Origin of the sequence: Streptomyces sp. NPDC088910 (genome assembly GCF_044749865.1) — a bacterium.
Classification (GTDB): Bacteria; Actinomycetota; Actinomycetes; order Streptomycetales; family Streptomycetaceae; genus Actinacidiphila.
The window spans coordinates 222,040-241,298 of record NZ_JBIVIV010000007.1; the positions used below are offsets into that span (position 1 = coordinate 222,040).

33 protein-coding genes are annotated in these 19,259 nt (G+C 67.2%); all 33 read left to right on the forward strand.

Annotated elements, in window-relative coordinates; translation table 11 throughout:
* Positions 1 to 154: 154 nt before the first annotated feature.
* The 33 genes from ACIP4Z_RS18320 to rplQ all read left to right on the forward strand — a co-directional run bounded on the left by ACIP4Z_RS18320 (position 155) and on the right by rplQ (position 19,153).
* Positions 155 to 373: a hypothetical protein gene (locus tag ACIP4Z_RS18320; protein ID WP_355340225.1), complete on the forward strand. Its 219-nt coding sequence runs from the start codon at positions 155 to 157 to the stop codon at positions 371 to 373.
* A gap of 152 nt (positions 374 to 525) precedes the next feature.
* Positions 526 to 1,662, forward strand: a complete 1,137-nt coding sequence (locus ACIP4Z_RS18325) for a hypothetical protein (RefSeq protein ID WP_401309208.1) — start codon at positions 526 to 528, stop codon at positions 1,660 to 1,662.
* 407 nt (positions 1,663 to 2,069) lie between these two features.
* The gene (gene rpsJ / locus ACIP4Z_RS18330) at positions 2,070 to 2,378 is read left to right on the forward strand and encodes a 30S ribosomal protein S10 (RefSeq protein ID WP_014144312.1); all 309 of its coding nucleotides are present in this window, start codon (positions 2,070 to 2,072) and stop codon (positions 2,376 to 2,378) included.
* Between the two features lie 14 nt (positions 2,379 to 2,392).
* Positions 2,393 to 3,037 carry a 50S ribosomal protein L3 gene (rplC, locus tag ACIP4Z_RS18335; RefSeq protein WP_188284641.1) on the forward strand — a complete coding sequence of 215 codons (645 nt, stop codon included), beginning with the start codon at positions 2,393 to 2,395 and terminating at the stop codon, positions 3,035 to 3,037.
* A 5-nt stretch (positions 3,038 to 3,042) separates the two neighbouring features.
* Positions 3,043 to 3,729, forward strand: coding sequence for a 50S ribosomal protein L4 (gene rplD, locus ACIP4Z_RS18340; RefSeq protein ID WP_355340218.1), 687 nt, complete (start codon positions 3,043 to 3,045; stop codon positions 3,727 to 3,729).
* Entirely contained in the window at positions 3,729 to 4,070 is a 342-nt protein-coding gene (gene rplW, locus ACIP4Z_RS18345; RefSeq protein WP_188284643.1) for a 50S ribosomal protein L23, read from the forward strand. Before rplD ends, rplW begins: the two co-directional genes overlap by 1 nt.
* 48 nt (positions 4,071 to 4,118) lie before the next feature.
* Positions 4,119 to 4,955 carry a 50S ribosomal protein L2 gene (rplB, locus tag ACIP4Z_RS18350; RefSeq protein WP_073492405.1) on the forward strand — a complete coding sequence of 279 codons (837 nt, stop codon included), beginning with the start codon at positions 4,119 to 4,121 and terminating at the stop codon, positions 4,953 to 4,955.
* A gap of 12 nt (positions 4,956 to 4,967) precedes the next feature.
* Entirely contained in the window at positions 4,968 to 5,249 is a 282-nt protein-coding gene (gene rpsS, locus ACIP4Z_RS18355; RefSeq protein WP_033177798.1) for a 30S ribosomal protein S19, read from the forward strand.
* A gap of 45 nt (positions 5,250 to 5,294) precedes the next feature.
* Positions 5,295 to 5,642: a 50S ribosomal protein L22 gene (rplV, locus tag ACIP4Z_RS18360; RefSeq protein WP_188284646.1), complete on the forward strand. Its 348-nt coding sequence runs from the start codon at positions 5,295 to 5,297 to the stop codon at positions 5,640 to 5,642.
* The gene (rpsC, locus tag ACIP4Z_RS18365) at positions 5,642 to 6,496 is read left to right on the forward strand and encodes a 30S ribosomal protein S3 (RefSeq protein ID WP_355340213.1); all 855 of its coding nucleotides are present in this window, start codon (positions 5,642 to 5,644) and stop codon (positions 6,494 to 6,496) included. The genes rplV and rpsC overlap by 1 nt, the downstream gene beginning before the upstream one ends.
* Before the next feature lie 5 nt (positions 6,497 to 6,501).
* On the forward strand, positions 6,502 to 6,921 hold the full coding sequence (gene rplP / locus ACIP4Z_RS18370; RefSeq protein ID WP_188284648.1) for a 50S ribosomal protein L16: 420 nt from the start codon (positions 6,502 to 6,504) through the stop codon (positions 6,919 to 6,921).
* Positions 6,921 to 7,154 (forward strand): 50S ribosomal protein L29, encoded by a 234-nt coding sequence (gene rpmC / locus ACIP4Z_RS18375; RefSeq protein ID WP_093713214.1) that lies wholly within the window; start codon positions 6,921 to 6,923, stop codon positions 7,152 to 7,154. The genes rplP and rpmC overlap by 1 nt, the downstream gene beginning before the upstream one ends.
* A complete protein-coding gene (gene rpsQ, locus ACIP4Z_RS18380; RefSeq protein WP_188284650.1) occupies positions 7,154 to 7,441 on the forward strand; it encodes a 30S ribosomal protein S17 in 288 nt (95 codons plus the stop codon). Before rpmC ends, rpsQ begins: the two co-directional genes overlap by 1 nt.
* A gap of 103 nt (positions 7,442 to 7,544) precedes the next feature.
* Positions 7,545 to 7,913, forward strand: a complete 369-nt coding sequence (gene rplN, locus ACIP4Z_RS18385) for a 50S ribosomal protein L14 (protein ID WP_031524788.1) — start codon at positions 7,545 to 7,547, stop codon at positions 7,911 to 7,913.
* 3 nt (positions 7,914 to 7,916) lie between these two features.
* Positions 7,917 to 8,240 (forward strand): 50S ribosomal protein L24, encoded by a 324-nt coding sequence (gene rplX, locus ACIP4Z_RS18390; protein WP_188284651.1) that lies wholly within the window; start codon positions 7,917 to 7,919, stop codon positions 8,238 to 8,240.
* A complete protein-coding gene (gene rplE, locus ACIP4Z_RS18395; protein ID WP_188284652.1) occupies positions 8,240 to 8,809 on the forward strand; it encodes a 50S ribosomal protein L5 in 570 nt (189 codons plus the stop codon). Before rplX ends, rplE begins: the two co-directional genes overlap by 1 nt.
* A gap of 3 nt (positions 8,810 to 8,812) precedes the next feature.
* Positions 8,813 to 8,998: a type Z 30S ribosomal protein S14 gene (locus ACIP4Z_RS18400; RefSeq protein ID WP_030890724.1), complete on the forward strand. Its 186-nt coding sequence runs from the start codon at positions 8,813 to 8,815 to the stop codon at positions 8,996 to 8,998.
* A gap of 231 nt (positions 8,999 to 9,229) precedes the next feature.
* Positions 9,230 to 9,628, forward strand: coding sequence for a 30S ribosomal protein S8 (gene rpsH, locus ACIP4Z_RS18405; protein WP_355340206.1), 399 nt, complete (start codon positions 9,230 to 9,232; stop codon positions 9,626 to 9,628).
* A 21-nt stretch (positions 9,629 to 9,649) separates the two neighbouring features.
* Positions 9,650 to 10,189, forward strand: coding sequence for a 50S ribosomal protein L6 (rplF, locus tag ACIP4Z_RS18410; protein WP_188284654.1), 540 nt, complete (start codon positions 9,650 to 9,652; stop codon positions 10,187 to 10,189).
* Positions 10,190 to 10,191: 2 nt separating this feature from the next.
* Positions 10,192 to 10,575 (forward strand): 50S ribosomal protein L18, encoded by a 384-nt coding sequence (gene rplR, locus ACIP4Z_RS18415; protein ID WP_188284655.1) that lies wholly within the window; start codon positions 10,192 to 10,194, stop codon positions 10,573 to 10,575.
* 42 nt (positions 10,576 to 10,617) lie between these two features.
* The gene (gene rpsE, locus ACIP4Z_RS18420; RefSeq protein ID WP_093713222.1) at positions 10,618 to 11,223 is read left to right on the forward strand and encodes a 30S ribosomal protein S5; all 606 of its coding nucleotides are present in this window, start codon (positions 10,618 to 10,620) and stop codon (positions 11,221 to 11,223) included.
* Entirely contained in the window at positions 11,223 to 11,405 is a 183-nt protein-coding gene (gene rpmD / locus ACIP4Z_RS18425; RefSeq protein ID WP_030890715.1) for a 50S ribosomal protein L30, read from the forward strand. Before rpsE ends, rpmD begins: the two co-directional genes overlap by 1 nt.
* Positions 11,406 to 11,407: 2 nt before the next feature.
* Positions 11,408 to 11,863 (forward strand): 50S ribosomal protein L15, encoded by a 456-nt coding sequence (rplO, locus tag ACIP4Z_RS18430; RefSeq protein ID WP_355340200.1) that lies wholly within the window; start codon positions 11,408 to 11,410, stop codon positions 11,861 to 11,863.
* A 257-nt stretch (positions 11,864 to 12,120) separates the two neighbouring features.
* Positions 12,121 to 13,437, forward strand: a complete 1,317-nt coding sequence (gene secY / locus ACIP4Z_RS18435) for a preprotein translocase subunit SecY (RefSeq protein ID WP_093713225.1) — start codon at positions 12,121 to 12,123, stop codon at positions 13,435 to 13,437.
* Positions 13,437 to 14,096 (forward strand): adenylate kinase, encoded by a 660-nt coding sequence (locus ACIP4Z_RS18440; RefSeq protein ID WP_355340197.1) that lies wholly within the window; start codon positions 13,437 to 13,439, stop codon positions 14,094 to 14,096. The genes secY and ACIP4Z_RS18440 overlap by 1 nt, the downstream gene beginning before the upstream one ends.
* A 133-nt stretch (positions 14,097 to 14,229) precedes the next feature.
* Positions 14,230 to 15,066, forward strand: coding sequence for a type I methionyl aminopeptidase (gene map / locus ACIP4Z_RS18445; protein WP_391050423.1), 837 nt, complete (start codon positions 14,230 to 14,232; stop codon positions 15,064 to 15,066).
* Between the two features lie 131 nt (positions 15,067 to 15,197).
* Positions 15,198 to 15,419 (forward strand): translation initiation factor IF-1, encoded by a 222-nt coding sequence (gene infA / locus ACIP4Z_RS18450; RefSeq protein WP_003956442.1) that lies wholly within the window; start codon positions 15,198 to 15,200, stop codon positions 15,417 to 15,419.
* Positions 15,420 to 15,456: 37 nt separating this feature from the next.
* On the forward strand, positions 15,457 to 15,570 hold the full coding sequence (gene rpmJ, locus ACIP4Z_RS18455; RefSeq protein ID WP_003956441.1) for a 50S ribosomal protein L36: 114 nt from the start codon (positions 15,457 to 15,459) through the stop codon (positions 15,568 to 15,570).
* Positions 15,571 to 15,768: 198 nt separating this feature from the next.
* On the forward strand, positions 15,769 to 16,149 hold the full coding sequence (gene rpsM, locus ACIP4Z_RS18460) for a 30S ribosomal protein S13 (RefSeq protein ID WP_188284659.1): 381 nt from the start codon (positions 15,769 to 15,771) through the stop codon (positions 16,147 to 16,149).
* Between the two features lie 68 nt (positions 16,150 to 16,217).
* Positions 16,218 to 16,622, forward strand: a complete 405-nt coding sequence (gene rpsK / locus ACIP4Z_RS18465) for a 30S ribosomal protein S11 (RefSeq protein WP_006376016.1) — start codon at positions 16,218 to 16,220, stop codon at positions 16,620 to 16,622.
* A 26-nt stretch (positions 16,623 to 16,648) separates the two neighbouring features.
* Positions 16,649 to 17,275: a 30S ribosomal protein S4 gene (gene rpsD, locus ACIP4Z_RS18470; RefSeq protein WP_355340190.1), complete on the forward strand. Its 627-nt coding sequence runs from the start codon at positions 16,649 to 16,651 to the stop codon at positions 17,273 to 17,275.
* Positions 17,276 to 17,402: 127 nt separating this feature from the next.
* The gene (locus tag ACIP4Z_RS18475; protein WP_033177813.1) at positions 17,403 to 18,425 is read left to right on the forward strand and encodes a DNA-directed RNA polymerase subunit alpha; all 1,023 of its coding nucleotides are present in this window, start codon (positions 17,403 to 17,405) and stop codon (positions 18,423 to 18,425) included.
* 176 nt (positions 18,426 to 18,601) lie between these two features.
* Entirely contained in the window at positions 18,602 to 19,153 is a 552-nt protein-coding gene (gene rplQ, locus ACIP4Z_RS18480) for a 50S ribosomal protein L17 (protein WP_355340186.1), read from the forward strand.
* The last annotated feature ends 106 nt before the right edge of the window (positions 19,154 to 19,259 follow it).

Consider the following 19,259-nt stretch of genomic DNA (forward strand, 5'->3'; position numbering starts at 1 on the left):
CGGGTACGGCCGCCCGGCCGCCGGTCGGCACAGCGCCGCCGCATTGGTATAGACCTATAGCGGGTCGCCCGGATAGCATGCGAGCGCAATCGCACCACCTCCGCACGGTCCCTGACTGTCTGTCAGGGAATCACCCTGTTCAAGGAGTTGGAACGTGAGACAACGCATCGGACTGCTCGCCGCCGCCGCGGTGGCGATCCTGGCCCCGCTCGGCGCCGCGACCTCCGCCAGCGCCGCGGGCGAATTCCACGTCTCGGGCGTCTACTACACGCAGGAACAGTGCCAGGCGGCGGGCGCCGCGGGCGTCGCGCTCTGGGGTCCCAACTACTTCTGCTCCCAGGCCAACGGCTTCGTGTACCTCTACACGCACTGACCCCGTGACCCCGCGGACCCGCTGATCCCACCGGGATCACCGGCGGCACGGGACCGGGGGCGCGGCGCGGGCCCGCCCCCGGTCGTCACCGTGACGACACCCGAACGTCTTCCTGCGGTGGTGCGTTCAGGACAGAATCTCCCCTCGTGACGATGACGGATGCCACGGAGACCGCCCACGCCGGCGGGAACGGCCCTGCGGCGCTGCTGCGCGGACTGCTGGTCGGCGGGGCGTTCGGCGCCGGGGTGGCGGCGATCGTGGTCGGCGGCACCATCGGCAAGGTCGCGGTGTGGGGCAGCGGCATCGCGGCCCTGGCGCTGCTGGTCCTGACCACGGCCGCGTTCAGCGCGCGGCGCCGGGTGCGGCGGCCGGTCGTGGAGCGGGTCAAGGCCGTCGCCATGATCGAGAGCAGGCGCGCCACCAGCGGGGAGTACGCGGACGTGCCGGTGGCCTTCGACCTGACCGTGGCGCCGGACGACCGGCCCGCGTTCCGGGCCCACGTCCACCGGTCGGTGAATCTGGTCGACCTCCCCGACTTCCCGGTGCGCGGCATCGTGGTGGTCGAGTACCGGCCCGACAGGCCGTGGGACGTCACGATCGTCAGCGAGCCGGACGCGGAGTGGGCGAGCCGGGCGGCGCGGGCGTCGCTGGACTCGGCGCCGGAGTCCACGCGGGTCCGCGATCCGGAGAAGGCCGGCCCCTGGTGCGCGATCGCCGTCCTCGGCATGCTGGCCGGCGCCGCGGTCGTCGTCCTGGTCTTCCGCGGCGACCTCTTCACGGACGACCCGGCGAAGCCCTCCTCGTCCGCGACGGGCCCCGGCGCCCCCGGCGCCCCCGGCGCCCCCGGCGCCTCCGGCGGTTCCGGCGCCACGAGCACGACCGTCTCGCGGAGCGTGACCACGGCCGACGTCAGCACCTCGATTCTCATCGGAGGGCAGTTGCGCGCCACGTCCGACGCGCTGCTCAAGGCCGGGGTGTCCACCGCCGTCAGCGTCAGCGTCACCGACCGCCGTATGACGGCCCGCGGTACGAAGCCGGACGAGTGGGCCCCGGGCCAACTGCCCGTGGTGCTGACCGACCTGCCGTACGAGCGGATGCCGGAACTCGTCAGGGAGGCCAGGACCAACCTCGGGGTCACGGGCGCGGGCGCCGGCTCCTGGAGGATCGACATCGCCCGCGACGCGAAGACCAGGGCCGTGGTGATCCGGGTGACCGTCACCGGCGGCAACGGCACGGCCGACGTGCAAGCGGACGGAACAGGACGTATCACCGCGACCCACTCGCTGTGAGGGCCGCCGCCGCACGCCTCAACGAGCCCAGGTTTGGCGGCCGAACGCGGAGGGGTAAGCTTTCCGGCCCGATTGGCCACGGCCATGCCCCATATGGCACACTGTCCAAGTTGCTCGGTCGAGCGCCGATGCTGCGCGCCTCCCGTCGGGAGGACCGGAAGCGAGTCCCACAGTACTCGTCGCCTTAACTGCCCCTCGGGGCAGCGCTGGGGCGGACGTACGGGAATCTTCCGGGAAGCGTGAGCGCGGTTCCGACCAGGCATCCGGTGGGTGTTATCTCCCACGCAACCCCCTGAAGAGGGATTTCCGCATGCGGAAATTCGCGGAAGGGGCGCGACACGCCCGACCGCGTGGGTCGGCGAAGCGGATGTCAGAGCGTAAACAGAGACAAGGACTACGGAGTAGCCATGGCGGGACAGAAGATCCGCATCCGGCTCAAGGCCTACGACCACGAGGTCATCGACTCCTCGGCGAAGAAGATCGTCGAGACGGTGACGCGTACTGGTGCGCAGGTCGCGGGCCCGGTGCCGCTGCCCACTGAGAAGAACGTGTACTGCGTCATCAAGTCGCCGCACAAGTACAAGGACTCGCGCGAGCACTTCGAGATGCGCACGCACAAGCGCCTGATCGACATCCTCGACCCGACGCCCAAGACCGTTGACTCGTTGATGCGCCTGGACCTTCCGGCCGGCGTCGACATCGAGATCAAGCTCTGAGAGGCGCGGAGAAGATGACCAAGCAGATCAAGGGCATCCTGGGCGAGAAGCTCGGCATGACCCAGGTCTGGGACGAGAACAACCGTGTCGTCCCAGTGACTGTCGTCAAGGCCGGTCCGAACGTTGTGACCCAGGTCCGTACGAACGACGCCGACGGTTACGAGTCGGTTCAGCTCGCCTTCGGCGAGATCGACCCGCGCAAGGTGAACAAGCCCCTCAAGGGCCACTTCGCGAAGGCCGACGTCACCCCCCGCCGCCACCTGGTGGAGCTGCGCACCGCGGACGCCGCGGAGTACACGCTCGGCCAGGAGATCACCGCCGAGGTGTTCGAGGCAGGCGTCAAGGTCGACGTGACCGGCAAGAGCAAGGGCAAGGGCTTCGCCGGTGTCATGAAGCGTCACAACTTCAAGGGCCTCGGCGCCGGGCACGGCGTGCAGCGCAAGCACCGCTCGCCGGGCTCCATCGGTGGCTGCGCCACCCCCGGCCGTGTCTTCAAGGGCATGCGCATGGCGGGCCGCATGGGCAACGAGCGGGTCACCACCCAGAACCTGACCGTCCACGCCGTTGACGCGGAGAAGGGACTGCTGCTCATCAAGGGCGCTATCCCCGGTCCGAACGGCGGCCTCGTCCTGGTCCGCACCGCGGCCAAGGGGGCCTGAAGGCTATGAGCACCATCAACGTCCTGTCGCCGTCGGGCGACACCGCCGGGACCGTAGAACTCCCGGCCGAGATCTTCGACGCCAAGGTCAGCATCCCGCTGATCCACCAGGTCGTCGTCGCGCAGCTCGCCGCCGCCCGCCAGGGCACGCACAAGGTGAAGACGCGTGGCGAGGTCCGCGGTGGTGGCCGCAAGCCGTACCGCCAGAAGGGCACCGGCCGCGCCCGTCAGGGCTCGACCCGCGCCCCGCAGTTCGCCGGCGGTGGCGTCGTCCACGGTCCCGTACCGCGTGACTACTCGCAGCGCACCCCCAAGAAGATGGTCAAGGCCGCCCTCCGCGGCGCCCTGACCGACCGTGCGCGGCACAACCGCATCCACGTCGTCTCCGGCGTCGTCGAGGGCTCCGCCCCGTCGACGAAGGCCGCCAAGAGCCTGCTCGGCAAGATCAGCGAGCGCAAGAACGTGCTCCTGGTCATCGAGCGCGCCGACGAGGCCGCGTGGCTTTCCGCCCGCAACCTGCCCCAGGTGCACATCCTGGACGCAGGCCAGCTCAACACGTACGACGTGCTCGTCTCCGACGACGTGGTCTTCACCAAGGACGCCTTCGAGCGTTTCGTGGCGGGATCCGGTCCTGAGTCGGCCTCCGGCAAGGCCGTCGCCTCCGAGGATGAGCTCGAAGGGAGCGAAGCCTGATGAGCGACGACACGACCACCACCGGACCCGTGATCACCAGCAAGACGTACACGGACCCCCGTGACCTCTTGATCAAGCCGGTGGTCTCGGAGAAGAGCTACGCGCTGCTGGACGAGAACAAGTACACGTTCGTCGTCGACCCGCGCGCGAACAAGACCCAGATCAAGCAGGCCGTCGAGGCGGTCTTCTCGGTCAAGGTCACCGGGGTCAACACGATCAACCGGCAGGGCAAGCGCAAGCGCACCCGCACCGGTTTCGGCAAGCGCGCCAACACCAAGCGCGCCATCGTGACCCTTGCCGAGGGCGACCGAATCGACATCTTCGGCGGCCCGGTCTCCTAACGGAGGCCGGATCGTGTCGAAGTCCTGAATTCATCCGAGGACTGAGAAATGGGTATCCGCAAGTACAAGCCGACGACTCCGGGCCGTCGTGGCTCCAGCGTCGCCGACTTTGTCGAGATCACGCGGTCCACGCCGGAGAAGTCGCTGGTCCGCCCGCTGCACAGCAAGGGCGGCCGTAACAACGCCGGTCGTGTGACCGTCCGCCACCAAGGCGGTGGCCACAAGCGCGCCTACCGTGTCATCGACTTCCGTCGCCATGACAAGGACGGCGTGCCCGCCAAGGTCGCGCACATCGAGTACGACCCCAACCGCACCGCGCGCATCGCGCTGCTGCACTACGCGGACGGCGAGAAGCGCTACATCCTCGCCCCCGCGAAGCTCCAGCAGGGTGACCGGATCGAGAACGGCCCCAACGCCGACATCAAGCCGGGCAACAACCTGCCGCTGCGCAACATCCCGGTGGGTACGACGATCCACGCGATCGAGCTGCGGCCCGGTGGCGGCGCGAAGATCTCCCGCTCCGCGGGCGCTTCCGTCCAGCTACTGGCGAAGGAAGGCACCATGGCCACCCTTCGCATGCCGTCCGGTGAAGTCCGCATGGTCGACGTCCGCTGCCGCGCCACGATCGGCGAGGTCGGCAACGCCGAGCAGTCGAACATCAACTGGGGCAAGGCCGGCCGCATGCGCTGGAAGGGCGTCCGCCCGACCGTCCGCGGTGTCGCCATGAACCCGGTGGACCACCCGCACGGTGGTGGTGAGGGCAAGACCTCCGGTGGTCGCCACCCGGTCTCCCCGTGGGGTCAGAAGGAAGGTCGTACTCGCTCGCCGAAGAAGGCATCGAGCAAGTACATCGTCCGCCGCCGCAAGACGAACAAGAAGCGCTAGGAGCGGGTTTAGATGCCGCGCAGTCTCAAGAAGGGGCCCTTCGTCGACGACCACCTGATCAAGAAGGTGGACGTACAGAACGAAGCAGGCACCAAGAACGTCATCAAGACCTGGTCCCGCCGCTCGATGATCATCCCGGCGATGCTGGGTCACACGATCGCGGTGCACGACGGCCGTAAGCACGTCCCGGTGTTCGTCACTGAGTCGATGGTCGGCCACAAGCTCGGCGAGTTCGCACCGACCCGCACCTTCCGCGGGCACGAGAAGGACGACCGCAAGTCGCGGCGTCGCTGAGCGGGCTGAACCGTGACGACGAAGACAGACACTGAAGGGACAACCATGGAAGCCAGGGCCCAGGCGCGGTACATCCGCGTCACGCCCATGAAGGCCCGCCGCGTGGTGGACCTCATCCGTGGCATGGACGCCACGGAGGCTCAGGCGGTCCTGCGTTTCACCCCGCAGGCCGCGAGCGTGCCGGTCGGCAAGGTGCTGGACAGCGCCATTGCCAACGCCGCGCACAACTACGACCACACCGACGCCGAGTCGCTGTTCATCAGCGAGGCGTATGTGGACGAGGGTCCGACCCTCAAGCGGTTCCGGCCGCGCGCCCAGGGCCGCGCCTACCGCATCCGCAAGCGGACCAGCCACATCACCGTGGTCGTCGCCAGCAAGGGAGAGACCCGGTAATGGGCCAGAAGGTAAACCCGTACGGGTTCCGCCTCGGCATCACCACGGACTTCAAGTCCCGCTGGTACGCCGACAAGCTGTACAAGGACTACGTCAAGGAAGACGTGGCCATCCGCAAGATGATGACGCAGGGCATGGAGCGCGCCGGTATCTCCAAGGTGGAGATCGAGCGCACCCGTGACCGCGTCCGCGTCGACATCCACACCGCCCGGCCGGGCATCGTCATCGGCCGTCGCGGCGCGGAGGCCGACCGCATCCGCGGTGACCTGGAGAAGCTGACCGGCAAGCAGGTCCAGCTCAACATCCTCGAGGTCAAGAACCCGGAGATGGACGCTCAGTTGGTGGCCCAGGCCGTCGCCGAGCAGCTCTCCTCGCGCGTCTCCTTCCGCCGTGCCATGCGCAAGAGCATGCAGGGCACCATGAAGGCCGGCGCCAAGGGCATCAAGATCCAGTGCGGTGGCCGCCTCGGCGGCGCCGAGATGTCCCGCTCCGAGTTCTACCGCGAGGGCCGTGTCCCGCTGCACACCCTGCGCGCCAACGTGGACTACGGCTTCTTCGAGGCCAAGACCACCTTCGGCCGTATCGGTGTCAAGGTGTGGATCTACAAGGGCGACGTCAAGAACATCGCCGAGGTCCGCGCCGACAACGCCGCGGCCCGTGCGGGCAACCGCCCGGCGCGTGGTGGCGGCAACGAGCGTCCGCAGCGCCGCGGTGGCGAGCGCGGTGGCCGCGGTGGCGGTGGCGGCCGTCGTCCTCAGACCGACGGCGCGTCCGGCTCCCCGGCCTCCAAGACGGATGTTCCTGCCGTCGAGGCCCCGGCAGCAGCCGCGGAGACCCCCGGAACGGAAGGCTAAGTACCATGCTGATCCCCCGTAGGGTCAAGCACCGCAAGCAGCACCACCCCGGGCGCGACGGAATGGCCAAGGGCGGCACGGAGCTGGCGTTCGGCGAGTACGGCCTTCAGGCCGTCACGCCCGCCTACGTGACCAACCGGCAGATCGAGTCCGCTCGTATCTCCATCACCCGTCACATCAAGCGCGGCGGCAAGGTCTGGATCAACATCTACCCGGACCGCCCGCTGACCAAGAAGCCCGCCGAGACCCGCATGGGTTCCGGTAAGGGTTCTCCCGAGTGGTGGATCGCGAACGTCAAGCCCGGTCGGGTGATGTTCGAGCTGTCATTCCCGAACGAGAAGGTTGCTCGTGAGGCGCTGACCCGCGCCGCGCACAAGCTTCCGATGAAGTGCCGCATCGTGCGGCGCGAGGCAGGTGAGTCGTGATGGCGGCCGGTACCAAGGCTTCCGAGCTGCGCCAGCTTGGTGACGAGGAGCTCGTCAACAAGCTGCGCGAGGCGAAGGAGGAGCTGTTCAACCTCCGCTTCCAAGGGGCCACCGGGCAGCTCGAGAACAACAGCCGGCTCAAGGTGGTCCGCAAGGACATCGCCCGGATCTACACGTTGATGCACGAGCGTGAGCTGGGCATCGAGACTGTGGAGACGGTGGAGAGCGCCTGATGAGCGAGAAGAATGTGACTGAGACGACCGACGAGCAGCGCGGCTTCCGCAAGACCCGCGAGGGCCTTGTGGTCAGCGACAAGATGGACAAGACCGTAGTGGTCGCCGTCGAGGACCGTGTGAAGCACGCCCTGTACGGCAAGGTCATCCGCCGCACCAACAAGCTCAAGGCGCACGACGAGCAGAACGCCGCGGGCATCGGCGACCGGGTCCTCCTCATGGAGACCCGGCCGACCTCCGCGACCAAGCGGTGGCGCGTCGTCGAGATCCTCGAGAAGGCCAAGTAATCCCTGAGGGCACTCCCTCAGGACCGTTCCGTCAGGCTCGGCGGTGGCCCGCTCCCCGTGAGTGGGCCCCGCCGGGAACCGACGCGACAAACAGGAGATAGACGTGATCCAGCAGGAGTCGCGACTTCGTGTCGCCGACAACACTGGTGCCAAGGAGATCCTTTGCATCCGTGTTCTCGGTGGCTCGGGTCGCCGCTACGCGGGAATCGGTGACGTCATCGTCGCCACCGTCAAGGACGCGATCCCCGGTGGCAACGTGAAGAAGGGCGAGGTCGTCAAGGCGGTCATCGTCCGGACCGTCAAGGAGCGCCGTCGCGCCGACGGCTCGTACATCCGGTTCGACGAGAACGCCGCCGTCATCCTCAAGAACGACGGCGACCCCCGCGGCACCCGTATCTTCGGCCCGGTGGGCCGTGAGCTGCGCGAGAAGAAGTTCATGAAGATCGTCTCGCTCGCGCCGGAGGTGCTGTAACCGATGAAGATCAAGAAGGGCGACCTGGTCCAGGTCATCACCGGTAAGGACAAGGGCAAGCAGGGCAAGGTCATCGTTGCCTACCCCGCGCTCGACCGTGTCCTCGTCGAGGGTGTCAACCGGGTCAAGAAGCACACCAAGGCCGGCCAGACCGACCGCGGTTCGAAGACCGGCGGCATCATCACCACCGAGGCGCCCATCCACGTCAGCAACGTGCAGCTCGTTGTTGAGAAGGACGGCAACAAGGTCGTGACCCGCGTCGGCTACCGGTTCGACGACGAGGGCAACAAGATCCGCGTTGCCAAGCGGACCGGTGAGGACATCTGATGACTGACACCGCTACGACGCACGCACAGCCGCGTCTCAAGACGCGCTACCGCGAGGAGATCGCGGGCAAGCTGCGCGACGAGTTCTCGTACGAGAACGTCATGCAGATTCCCGGTCTCACCAAGATCGTGGTCAACATGGGTGTGGGCGACGCCGCCCGCGACTCCAAGCTGATCGAGGGCGCCATCCGCGACCTCGCCACGATCACCGGCCAGAAGCCGCAGGTCACCAAGGCCCGGAAGTCCATCGCGCAGTTCAAGCTGCGTGAGGGTCAGCCGATCGGCGCCCACGTCACCCTCCGCGGTGACCGCATGTGGGAGTTCCTGGACCGCCTGCTGTCGCTCGCGCTCCCGCGTATCCGCGACTTCCGCGGTCTGTCGCCGAAGCAGTTCGACGGCCGGGGCAACTACACCTTCGGTCTCACGGAGCAGGTCATGTTCCACGAGATCGACCAGGACAAGATCGACCGCGTCCGGGGTATGGACATCACCGTGGTCACCACGGCGACCAACGACGATGAGGGCCGCGCCCTCCTTCGTCACCTCGGCTTCCCGTTCAAGGAGGCGTGAGCCGTGGCGAAGAAGGCTCTCATTGCCAAGGCCGCTCGTAAGCCGAAGTTCGCTGTGCGCGCGTACAACCGCTGCCAGCGCTGCGGCCGGCCGCACTCCGTCTACCGCAAGTTCGGCCTGTGCCGCGTGTGCCTTCGTGAGATGGCCCACCGTGGCGAGCTGCCGGGCGTGACCAAGAGCTCCTGGTAGTCCGGGCAATCCGGATCACCAGGAACTCTCGGTAAGCATCTGGACGGTCGGGGGCCCAACCTTTTTCCCGTAAGGTAGAAGGGTTGGGCGTCCGCCGCCCGATTCGACTTACTACGCCGTAGGTCCCCGTACCGCACCCGTCCCGACGTGTCCGCCACCGTGCGGCGCACCTCTCGGGGAGAGGGATGGCACAGATAGGAAACCCCGGCGAGAGAGGCCCAGGGCCAACTCATGACCATGACCGACCCCATCGCGGACATGCTGACCCGTCTGCGTAACGCCAACTCGGCGTACCACGACGACGTCGAGATGCCGTTCAGCAAGATCAAGTCGCACATCGCGGAGATCCTCCAGCAGGAGGGTTACATCACCGGCTGGAAGGTCGAGGACGCCGAGGTCGGCAAGAACCTCATCCTCGAGCTGAAGTTCGGTCCGGAGCGGCAGCGCTCCATCGCCGGGATCAAGCGGATCAGCAAGCCTGGTCTGCGGGTCTACGCGAAGTCCACCAACCTGCCGAAGGTGCTCGGCGGCCTGGGCGTGGCGATCATCTCCACGTCCCACGGGCTGCTCACCGGCCAGCAGGCGCAGAAGAAGGGCGTGGGTGGGGAAGTCCTCGCCTACGTCTGGTAACCGGGAAAGCGAGGTATAGCAATGTCGCGCATCGGCAAGCTGCCCATCTCGGTTCCCGCCGGAGTGGACGTCACCATCGACGGCCGCACGGTCGCTGTGAAGGGCCCCAAGGGTTCCCTTTCGCACACCGTTGCCGCGCCGATCGAGATCGCCAAGGGCGAGGACGGCACTCTGCTGGTCACCCGCCCCAACGACGAGCGTGTCTCGAAGGCCCTGCACGGCCTGTCCCGCACGCTGGTGGCGAACATGATCACCGGCGTGACCGCGGGCTACAGCAAGCAGCTCGAAATCAGCGGTGTCGGCTACCGCGTCCAGGCGAAGGGCTCCAACCTGGAGTTCGCCCTGGGCTACAGCCACCCGATTCTCGTCGAGGCCCCCGAGGGGATCTCCTTCAAGGTCGAGAACCCGACGAAGTTCTCCGTCGAGGGCATCGACAAGCAGAAGGTCGGCGAGGTGGCCGCCAACATCCGCAAGCTGCGGAAGCCCGACCCGTACAAGGCCAAGGGCGTCAAGTACGCCGGCGAGGTCATCCGCCGCAAGGTCGGAAAGGCTGGTAAGTAGCCATGGCATACGGTGTGAAGATCGCCAAGGGCAAGGCGTACAAGGGTGCGGCACTCAAGCGTCGCCACATCCGCGTCCGCAAGCGGGTCTCGGGCACGGAGGCGCGTCCGCGTCTGGTCGTGACCCGTTCCAACCGTGGCATCGTGGCGCAGGTCATCGACGATCTCGCGGGCCACACGCTCGCGTCCGCGTCGACCCTCGACGCGTCCATCCGCGGCGGCGAAGGCGACAAGAGCGCCAAGGCCAAGCAGGTCGGCCAGCTCGTGGCCGAGCGTGCGAAGGCCAAGGGCGTCGAGGCTGTCGTGTTCGACCGTGGCGGCAACCAGTACGCGGGGCGCATCGCCGCCCTGGCGGACGCCGCCCGCGAAGCCGGACTGAAGTTCTGATCCGGTTCCGTAGCTAGCGGAAAACGAAGAGAGGTAATTCCAATGGCTGGACCCCAGCGCCGCGGAAGCGGTGCCGGTGGCGGCGAGCGACGGGACCGTAAGGACCGGCGGGACGGCGGCCAGCAGGCCGAGAAGACCGCCTATGTCGAGCGTGTCGTCGCGATCAATCGCGTCGCCAAGGTTGTGAAGGGTGGTCGTCGCTTCAGCTTCACCGCGCTGGTCGTGGTGGGCGACGGTGACGGCACCGTGGGTGTCGGTTACGGCAAGGCCAAGGAGGTGCCGGCCGCCATCGCCAAGGGTGTGGAGGAGGCCAAGAAGCACTTCTTCAAGGTCCCCCGTATCCAGGGCACCATCCCGCACCCGATCCAGGGCGAGAAGGCCGCGGGCGTCGTCCTGCTCAAGCCCGCTTCCCCCGGTACCGGTGTGATCGCCGGTGGCCCGGTGCGCGCCGTTCTGGAGTGCGCCGGTATCCACGACGTGCTGTCCAAGAGCCTCGGCTCGGACAACGCGATCAACATCGTGCACGCCACGGTGGCCGCGCTCCAGGGGCTTCAGCGCCCCGAGGAGATCGCCGCCCGCCGCGGTCTGCCGATCGAGGACGTCGCGCCCGCCGCCCTGCTGCGTGCGCGTGCCGGGGTGGGTGCGTAATGGCTCGCCTCAAGGTCACCCAGACCAAGTCCTACATCGGCAGCAAGCAGAACCACCGTGACACCCTGCGGTCGCTCGGCCTGAAGCGGCTGAACGACGTGGTGGTCAAGGAGGACCGGCCGGAGATCCGCGGCATGGTCCAGACCGTCCGCCACCTCGTCACGGTCGAGGAGGTCGACTGATCATGGGTAACGAAAGCCCGATCAAGATCCACAACCTCCGTCCGGCCCCCGGCGCCAAGACCGCCAAGACCCGTGTGGGTCGTGGCGAGGCGTCCAAGGGCAAGACGGCCGGTCGTGGCACCAAGGGCACCAAGGCCCGCTACCAGGTTCCGGAGCGCTTCGAGGGCGGGCAGATGCCCCTCCACATGCGTCTCCCGAAGCTCAAGGGCTTCAAGAACCCGTTCCGCACCGAGTACCAGGTCGTCAACCTGGACAAGCTCGCGACCCTCTACCCCGAGGGTGGCGAGGTCACGGTGGCCGATCTGGTCGCCAAGGGCGCGGTACGCAAGAACCAGCTCGTCAAGGTGCTCGGCACCGGCGAGGTGACCGTGGCGCTCCAGGTGACCGTGGACGCGGTTTCCGGGTCCGCCCAGCAGAAGATCACCGCCGCCGGCGGTACCGTGACCGAACTCATCTGAGTCAGATGTCACACGACGACCGGGGATGCCCAGCACCTAGGGGCATCCCCGGTCGTTGTTTCCTTGTATTTCCTTGGCCGATTGGTCATTCCTAGGGAGCCCGCCTCGCGGGTAGGGTGACGTCGGTTGTTACTGTTCGCAGAGCCTGTGTGCTTTCGCGGGTGGTACAGCCGTATGGCCAGCGCCGTATCTGCCCGTATCAGTCAGTACCTCATCAGACCGTCCTTCCGCCGTGCGCGGGGGGTGCAGGAGGCACCGTGCTCACCGCGTTCGCACGGGCGTTCAGGACGCCCGACCTGCGGAAGAAGCTGCTGTTCACGTTGGGCATCGTGGTGATCTATCGCCTCGGTGCGCATGTTCCGGTGCCGGGGATCGACTACTCGGTGGTCAACCAGTGCATTAAGGACACGAAGAGCAGCAACAGCCTCTTCGGCCTGGTGAACATGTTCAGCGGCGGCGCTCTTCTCCAGCTCACGATCTTCGCGCTCGGGATCATGCCGTACATCACGGCGAGCATCATCCTGCAGCTCCTCACGGTGGTGATCCCACGCCTGGAGGCCCTCAAGAAGGAGGGCCAGGCGGGCACCACCAAGATCACGCAGTACACCCGGTACCTGACCGTCGCGCTCGCGGTCCTCCAGGGCACCGGCCTCGTCGCCACCGCCCGCTCCGGCAGCCTGTTCTCCAGTTGCCAGAACAAGTTCGACATCGTGCCGAACCAGTCGATCTTCACCACCGTGACCATGGTGACCACCATGACCGCGGGCACCGTGATGATCATGTGGCTCGGTGAGCTGATCACCGACAAGGGCATCGGCAACGGCATGTCGATCCTGATGTTCGTGGCCATCGCCGCCGGATTCCCCGGCTCGCTGTGGGCGATCAAGGTCTCCGGCAAGATCGCCGGCGGCTGGGTGGAGTTCCTCGCGGTGATCGCCGTCGGTCTCGCGATGGTCGGCCTGGTGGTCTTCGTCGAACAGGCCCAGCGCCGAATTCCGGTGCAGTACGCGAAGCGCATGATCGGCCGCCGCTCGTACGGCGGCACCTCCACGTACATCCCCCTGAAGGTCAATCAGGCGGGTGTGATCCCGGTCATCTTCGCGTCGTCGCTGCTCTACATCCCGGCGCTGATCGTGCAGTTCTCCGGGTCGACCGCGGGCTGGGCGCAGTGGATCAGCCGCAACATGACCAAGGGCGACCACCCGATCTACATGGCCGCCTACTTCCTGCTGATCGTGTTCTTCGCCTTCTTCTACGTCGCTATCTCGTTTAACCCCGAGGAAGTGGCGGATAATATGAAGAAGTACGGTGGCTTCATCCCCGGCATCCGGGCCGGCCGCCCCACCGCGGAGTACCTGAGTTACGTGCTGAATCGCATCACGTGGCCGGGATCGCTGTATCTGGGTCTCATCGCTCTCGTGCCAACGGTCGCCATCGCGGTCTTCAACGGGAGCAACGGCAGCTTCCCGCTGGGCGGCACCAGCATCCTGATCATCGTGGGTGTCGGTCTGGAGACGGTGAAGCAGATCGAGAGCCAGCTCCAGCAGCGTAACTACGAAGGGTTCCTCCGCTGATGCGAATCGTCCTGGTCGGTCCCCCCGGCGCGGGCAAGGGGACGCAGGCCGCGTTCCTCGCCAAGAACCTGTCGATCCCGCACATCTCCACGGGAGACCTGTTCCGCGCCAACATCAGTCAAGGGACCGACCTGGGCAAGCAGGCGAAGGCGTTCATGGACGCCGGTGACCTGGTACCTGACGAGATCACCATCGGCATGGCGGAGGACCGCCTGGAGCAGGCGGACGCGGCGGAGGGCTTCCTGCTCGACGGCTTTCCGCGCAACGAGTTCCAGGCCCGCGCGCTGGACGCGTACATGGCCGGGCACGGGATCGCGCTCGACGGTGTGCTCGACCTGGAGGTCCCCGAGGACGAGGTCGTCAAGCGGATCGCCGGCCGCCGGGTGTGCCGCAACAACAGCGCGCACGTCTTCCATGTCGAGTACAGCAAGCCCGCCACCGAGGGCGTCTGCGACGTCTGCGGCGGCGAGCTGTACCAGCGCAGCGACGACGCGGAGGACAAGGTCCGCAACCGGATCGAGGTCTACCACCGCGAGACCGAGCCGATCATCGACTACTACAAGCAGCAGGACCTTGTGGTGACGATCTCGGCGCTCGGCCCGGTGGCCGAGGTCACGCAGCGCGCGATGGACGCGCTGCGCGCGGGCGAGCGGCGGTAGCCGCCGCAGAGCACGGCATCGGCCGTGGTGCCCTGACGGGCGCCACGGCCGTATCGTTGAGTGGGCACATGCCGTCCCCGAGGGGACGAGCGGTGCCCGAGCACTGACGTACACGAGGAAGGCGCCAGCCGTCATGGTGGAGATCAAGACCCCCGAGCAGATCGCCAAGATGCGCGAGGCCGGGTTGGTCGTGGCGGCGATCCACCGGGCGACGCGCGCCGCGGCGGTGCCCGGCGCCACCACCAAGGACCTGGACGAGGTCGCCGCGAAGGTGATCGCCGACCACGGCGCCAAGCCGAACTTCCTGGGGTACGGCGGCTTCCCCGGCAACATCTGCACGTCGGTCAACGACGTGGTGGTGCACGGCATCCCGGACCGCGAGACGGTGCTCAAGGACGGCGACATGATCGCCATCGACGCCGGCGCCATCGTCGACGGCTGGCACGGCGACGCGGCCTTCACGTGCTTCGTGGGCAGCGGGCACGCGCCGGAGCTGATCGAGCTGAGCCGGGTCACCGAGGAGTCCATGTGGGCGGGCATCGCCGCCTTCCGCAAGGGCAACCGGTTGGAGGACATCTCCAAGGCGATCGAGGGCTACATCCGCCGCCAGCCGCGGCCCGCCTCCGGCAAGTACGGCATCGTCGAGGACTACGGGGGCCACGGCATCGGCACCCAGATGCACATGGACCCGCACCTGCTGAACTACGTCACCAAGAAGCGCGGGCGCGGCATCAAGCTGATCCCCGGTGTCTGCCTCGCCATCGAGCCGATGGTCACCCTCGGCACCCCCCGCACCCACGTCCTCGCCGACGAGTGGACGGTCAAGTCCGACGACGGCTCCTGGTCCTCCCACTGGGAGCACTCCATCGCCCTCACCGAGGACGGCCCCCTCGTCCTGACCGCCGAGGACTGCGGCAGGGCCAAACTGGCCGAGTACGGCATCACGACCGCCCCAGACCCGCTTGCTTAAGGATCTTCGGGGCAGGGCATACATCCCTGATTCGTCTTTCCGGGTGGCGTGACGTAGACTGACACGTCGGCTCTCGCGTGTCTTTTGGCATGTCTGGGGCCGACCAAGGTAGCCGATCCCGAAAGCAGGACATGGCCAAAAAGCAAGGCGCCATCGAAATCGAGGGCACCGTGATCGAGTCTCTGCCGAACGCGATGTTCAAGGTGGAGCTGCAGAACGGTCACAAGGTCCTCGCGCACATCAGCGGCAAGATGCGGATGCACTACATCCGCATCCTCCCGGATGACCGGGTCGTTGTGGAGCTCTCTCCGTACGACCTGACGCGCGGACGGATCGTCTACCGATACAAGTAGCAACGAGTAGATCTCAAGACCCGGAGAACCTCACCTCATGAAGGTCAAGCCGAGCGTCAAGAAGATCTGCGACAAGTGCAAGGTGATCCGCCGTCACGGCCGGGTCATGGTCATCTGCGACAACCTGCGCCACAAGCAGCGCCAGGGCTGACGCACGCCGACCTACCTGCATCCGCAGAACTTCGCGCGACGCACACACGTACATACGCAGTGCCCATCTCCTGCCACAAGGGGATGACACCTCCGGCGGAGGCCGGGGACCTGGTCGTACCACCGCTCAGCACACGAGCGGTCGGCGGTCAGGAGCCGGTACTGCGGAAGACCTCCGAAACCATCAGGAGCCAAGAAAATGGCACGCCTTTCAGGCGTTGACCTCCCGCGTGAGAAGCGCGTGGAGATCGCCCTCACCTACGTCTTCGGCATCGGGCGCTCCCGCTCCCAGCAGGTGCTGAAGGAGACCGGTGTGAACCCCGACATCCGCGTCCGCGACCTGGCCGAGGAAGACCTCGTCAAGCTGCGCGAGTACGTCGATGCCAACTTCAAGACCGAGGGTGACCTCCGTCGCGAGGTGCAGGCCGACATCCGCCGCAAGGTGGAAATCGGCTGCTACCAGGGTCTGCGCCACCGTCGTGGCCTGCCGGTCCACGGTCAGCGCACTCACACCAACGCCCGTACCCGCAAGGGTCCGCGTCGCGCCATCGCCGGTAAGAAGAAGCCGGGCAAGAAGTAGTCCTCAGCGGACGCTCATCAGCGGTCTTCGCTGTAGGACCGACCACCTCCACCGGGAGAAGTTGACACATGCCTCCTAAGGGCCGTCAGGGCGCAGCCAAGAAGGTGCGCCGCAAGGAAAAGAAGAACGTCGCTCATGGGCACGCCCACATCAAGAGCACGTTCAACAACACGATCGTCTCGATCACCGACCCCGCGGGCAACGTGATCTCCTGGGCCTCCGCCGGCCACGTCGGCTTCAAGGGCTCGCGCAAGTCCACCCCCTTCGCCGCGCAGATGGCCGCCGAGTCGGCCGCCCGCCGGGCGCAGGAGCACGGCATGCGCAAGGTCGACGTCTTCGTGAAGGGTCCCGGCTCCGGCCGCGAGACCGCGATCCGCTCCCTCCAGGCCACGGGCCTCGAGGTCGGTTCGATCCAGGACGTCACCCCGACCCCGCACAACGGCTGCCGCCCGCCCAAGCGCCGCCGCGTCTGACAAGCTGATACAGGAGACACGAGACAATGGCGCGTTACACCGGGGCCGACTGCAAGCGTTGCCGTCGGGAGAAGCAGAAGCTCTTCCTCAAGGGGAGCAAGTGCGAGAGCGCGAAGTGCCCGATCGAGATCCGTCCTTACCCCCCGGGTGAGCACGGACGCGGGCGCACCAAGGACAGCGAGTACCTTCTCCAGCTTCGTGAGAAGCAGAAGTGCGCGCGCATCTACGGTGTCCTCGAGAAGCAGTTCGTGAACTACTACAAGGAAGCGAACCAGAAGTCCGGCAAGACCGGTGAGAACCTTCTGCGCATCCTTGAGACCCGCCTCGACAACGTGGTGTACCGGGCCGGCTTCGCCAAGTCCCGCGACCACGCGCGGCAGCTCGTCCGTCACGGACACATCACCGTCAACGGCCGCAAGACCGACATCCCGTCGGCCCGTGTGTCCGTGAGCGACATCGTCGAGGTCCGCGAGTCGTCCCGCAACCTGACCCCGTTCGCGGTGGCCCAGGGCGAGGCCGGCGACAAGACCGTGCCCGCGTGGCTCGAAGCCAACGCCGGCAAGCTGCGGATCCTCGTGCACAGCCTGCCCGAGCGCCAGGTGATCGACACCCAGGTGCAGGAGCAGCTCATCGTCGAGCTGTACTCGAAGTAAGCAATTACTTCGGCGTACGGACCGAGGCGATGCCGGGCGGTACGACGGGCGACCGTCGTACCGCCCGTATCCTCGTAGTACAGGGGGCGTCAAATAGCGGGCGCCCACGAATGAAGGACCGACACTCATGCTGATCGCTCAGCGTCCCTCGTTGACCGAAGAGGTCGTCGACGAATTCCGCTCCCGGTTCGTGATCGAGCCGCTGGAGCCGGGCTTCGGCTACACCCTCGGCAACTCGCTCCGCCGTACGCTCCTCTCCTCGATCCCCGGTGCCGCTGTCACCAGCATCCGGGTCGACGGTGTCCTGCACGAGTTCACCACCGTGCCGGGCGTCAAGGAGGACGTGACCGACGTCATCCTCAACATCAAGCAGCTCGTCGTCTCCTCGGAGCACGACGAGCCGGTCGTGATGTACCTGCGCAAGCAGGGCCCGGGTGTCGTCACCGCCGCCGACATCGCGCCCCCGGCCGGTGTCGAGGTGCACAACCCCGACCTGGTCCTGGCGACGCTGAACGCCAAGGGCAAGCTGGAGATGGAGCTGACCGTCGAGCGCGGTCGCGGCTACGTTTCCGCGGTGCAGAACAAGCAGCAGGGCCAGGAGATCGGCCGCATCCCGGTCGACTCCATCTACAGCCCGGTGCTCAAGGTCACCTACAAGGTCGAGGCGACCCGTGTCGAGCAGCGCACCGACTTCGACAAGCTGATCGTCGACGTCGAGACCAAGCAGGCCATGCGCCCCCGTGACGCCATGGCGTCCGCGGGCAAGACCCTGGTCGAGCTGTTCGGCCTGGCCCGCGAGCTGAACGTCGACGCCGAGGGCATCGACATGGGCCCGTCCCCCACGGACGCCGCCCTGGCCGCTGACCTGGCGCTGCCGATCGAGGAGCTGGAACTCACCGTCCGCTCCTACAACTGCCTCAAGCGCGAGGGCATCCACTCCGTGGGTGAGCTCGTGGCACGCTCCGAGGCCGACCTGCTCGACATCCGCAACTTCGGCGCGAAGTCGATCGACGAGGTCAAGGCGAAGCTGGCCGGCATGGGCCTGGCCCTCAAAGACAGCCCGCCCGGATTCGACCCCACCGCCGCCGCCGACGCCTTCGGCGCCGACGACGACGTGGACGCCGGTTTCGTGGAGACCGAGCAGTACTGATCGCCTCCGGCGCGGCCGGGACCCCTGGTCCCGGCCGTCGCCGGGCGCCTTCCCGGTTCGCACCGAACGGGGAGGGCACCGGGGCCCCGCCCCGGACCCCCATCGAGCTGGCAGCCGCCAGTTCGCACTGACATCGGTACCTCGTACGGCCGGTGCAGCGGAGAAGGAGAAAGACCATGCCTCAGCCCGCGAAGGGTGCCCGCCTCGGCGGCGGCGCCGCGCACGAGAAGCTGCTGCTCGCGAACCTCGCGAAGTCGCTGTTCGAGCACGGCAGGATCAAGACCACCGAGGCCAAGGCGCGCCGTCTGCGTCCGGTCGCGGAGCGGCTGATCACCAAGGCGAAGAAGGGCGACATGCACAACCGTCGCCAGGTGCTGCAGACGATCACGGACAAGAGCGTCGTCCACACGCTCTTCACCGAGATCGCGCCGCGGTACGAGAACCGCCCGGGTGGCTACACCCGGATCACCAAGGTCGGTAACCGCCGCGGCGACAACGCGCCGATGGCCGTCATCGAGCTGGTCGAGGCGCTGACCGTGGCGCAGGCCGCCACGGGCGAGGCCGAGGCCGCCACCAAGCGTTCCGCCAAGGACCGCGCCGGTGACGAGGCTCTGGCCGACCTCAAGAAGGACTCCGAGCCGGCGGACGCCACGCCCGAGACCGCGGACGACGCGGTCGAGGACGCCGCTCCGGCCGACGAGGAGCCCAAGGAGTCCAAGGACGCCTGAGCGTTCTGAGACCCCGGGAGCGACCCCGCGGGCCCGTACCCCTCTGCCGGAGGGGTACGGGCCCGTTCCGCTGGTCCCCGCGATCCCGGCCCCCGAAGTCCCCTGA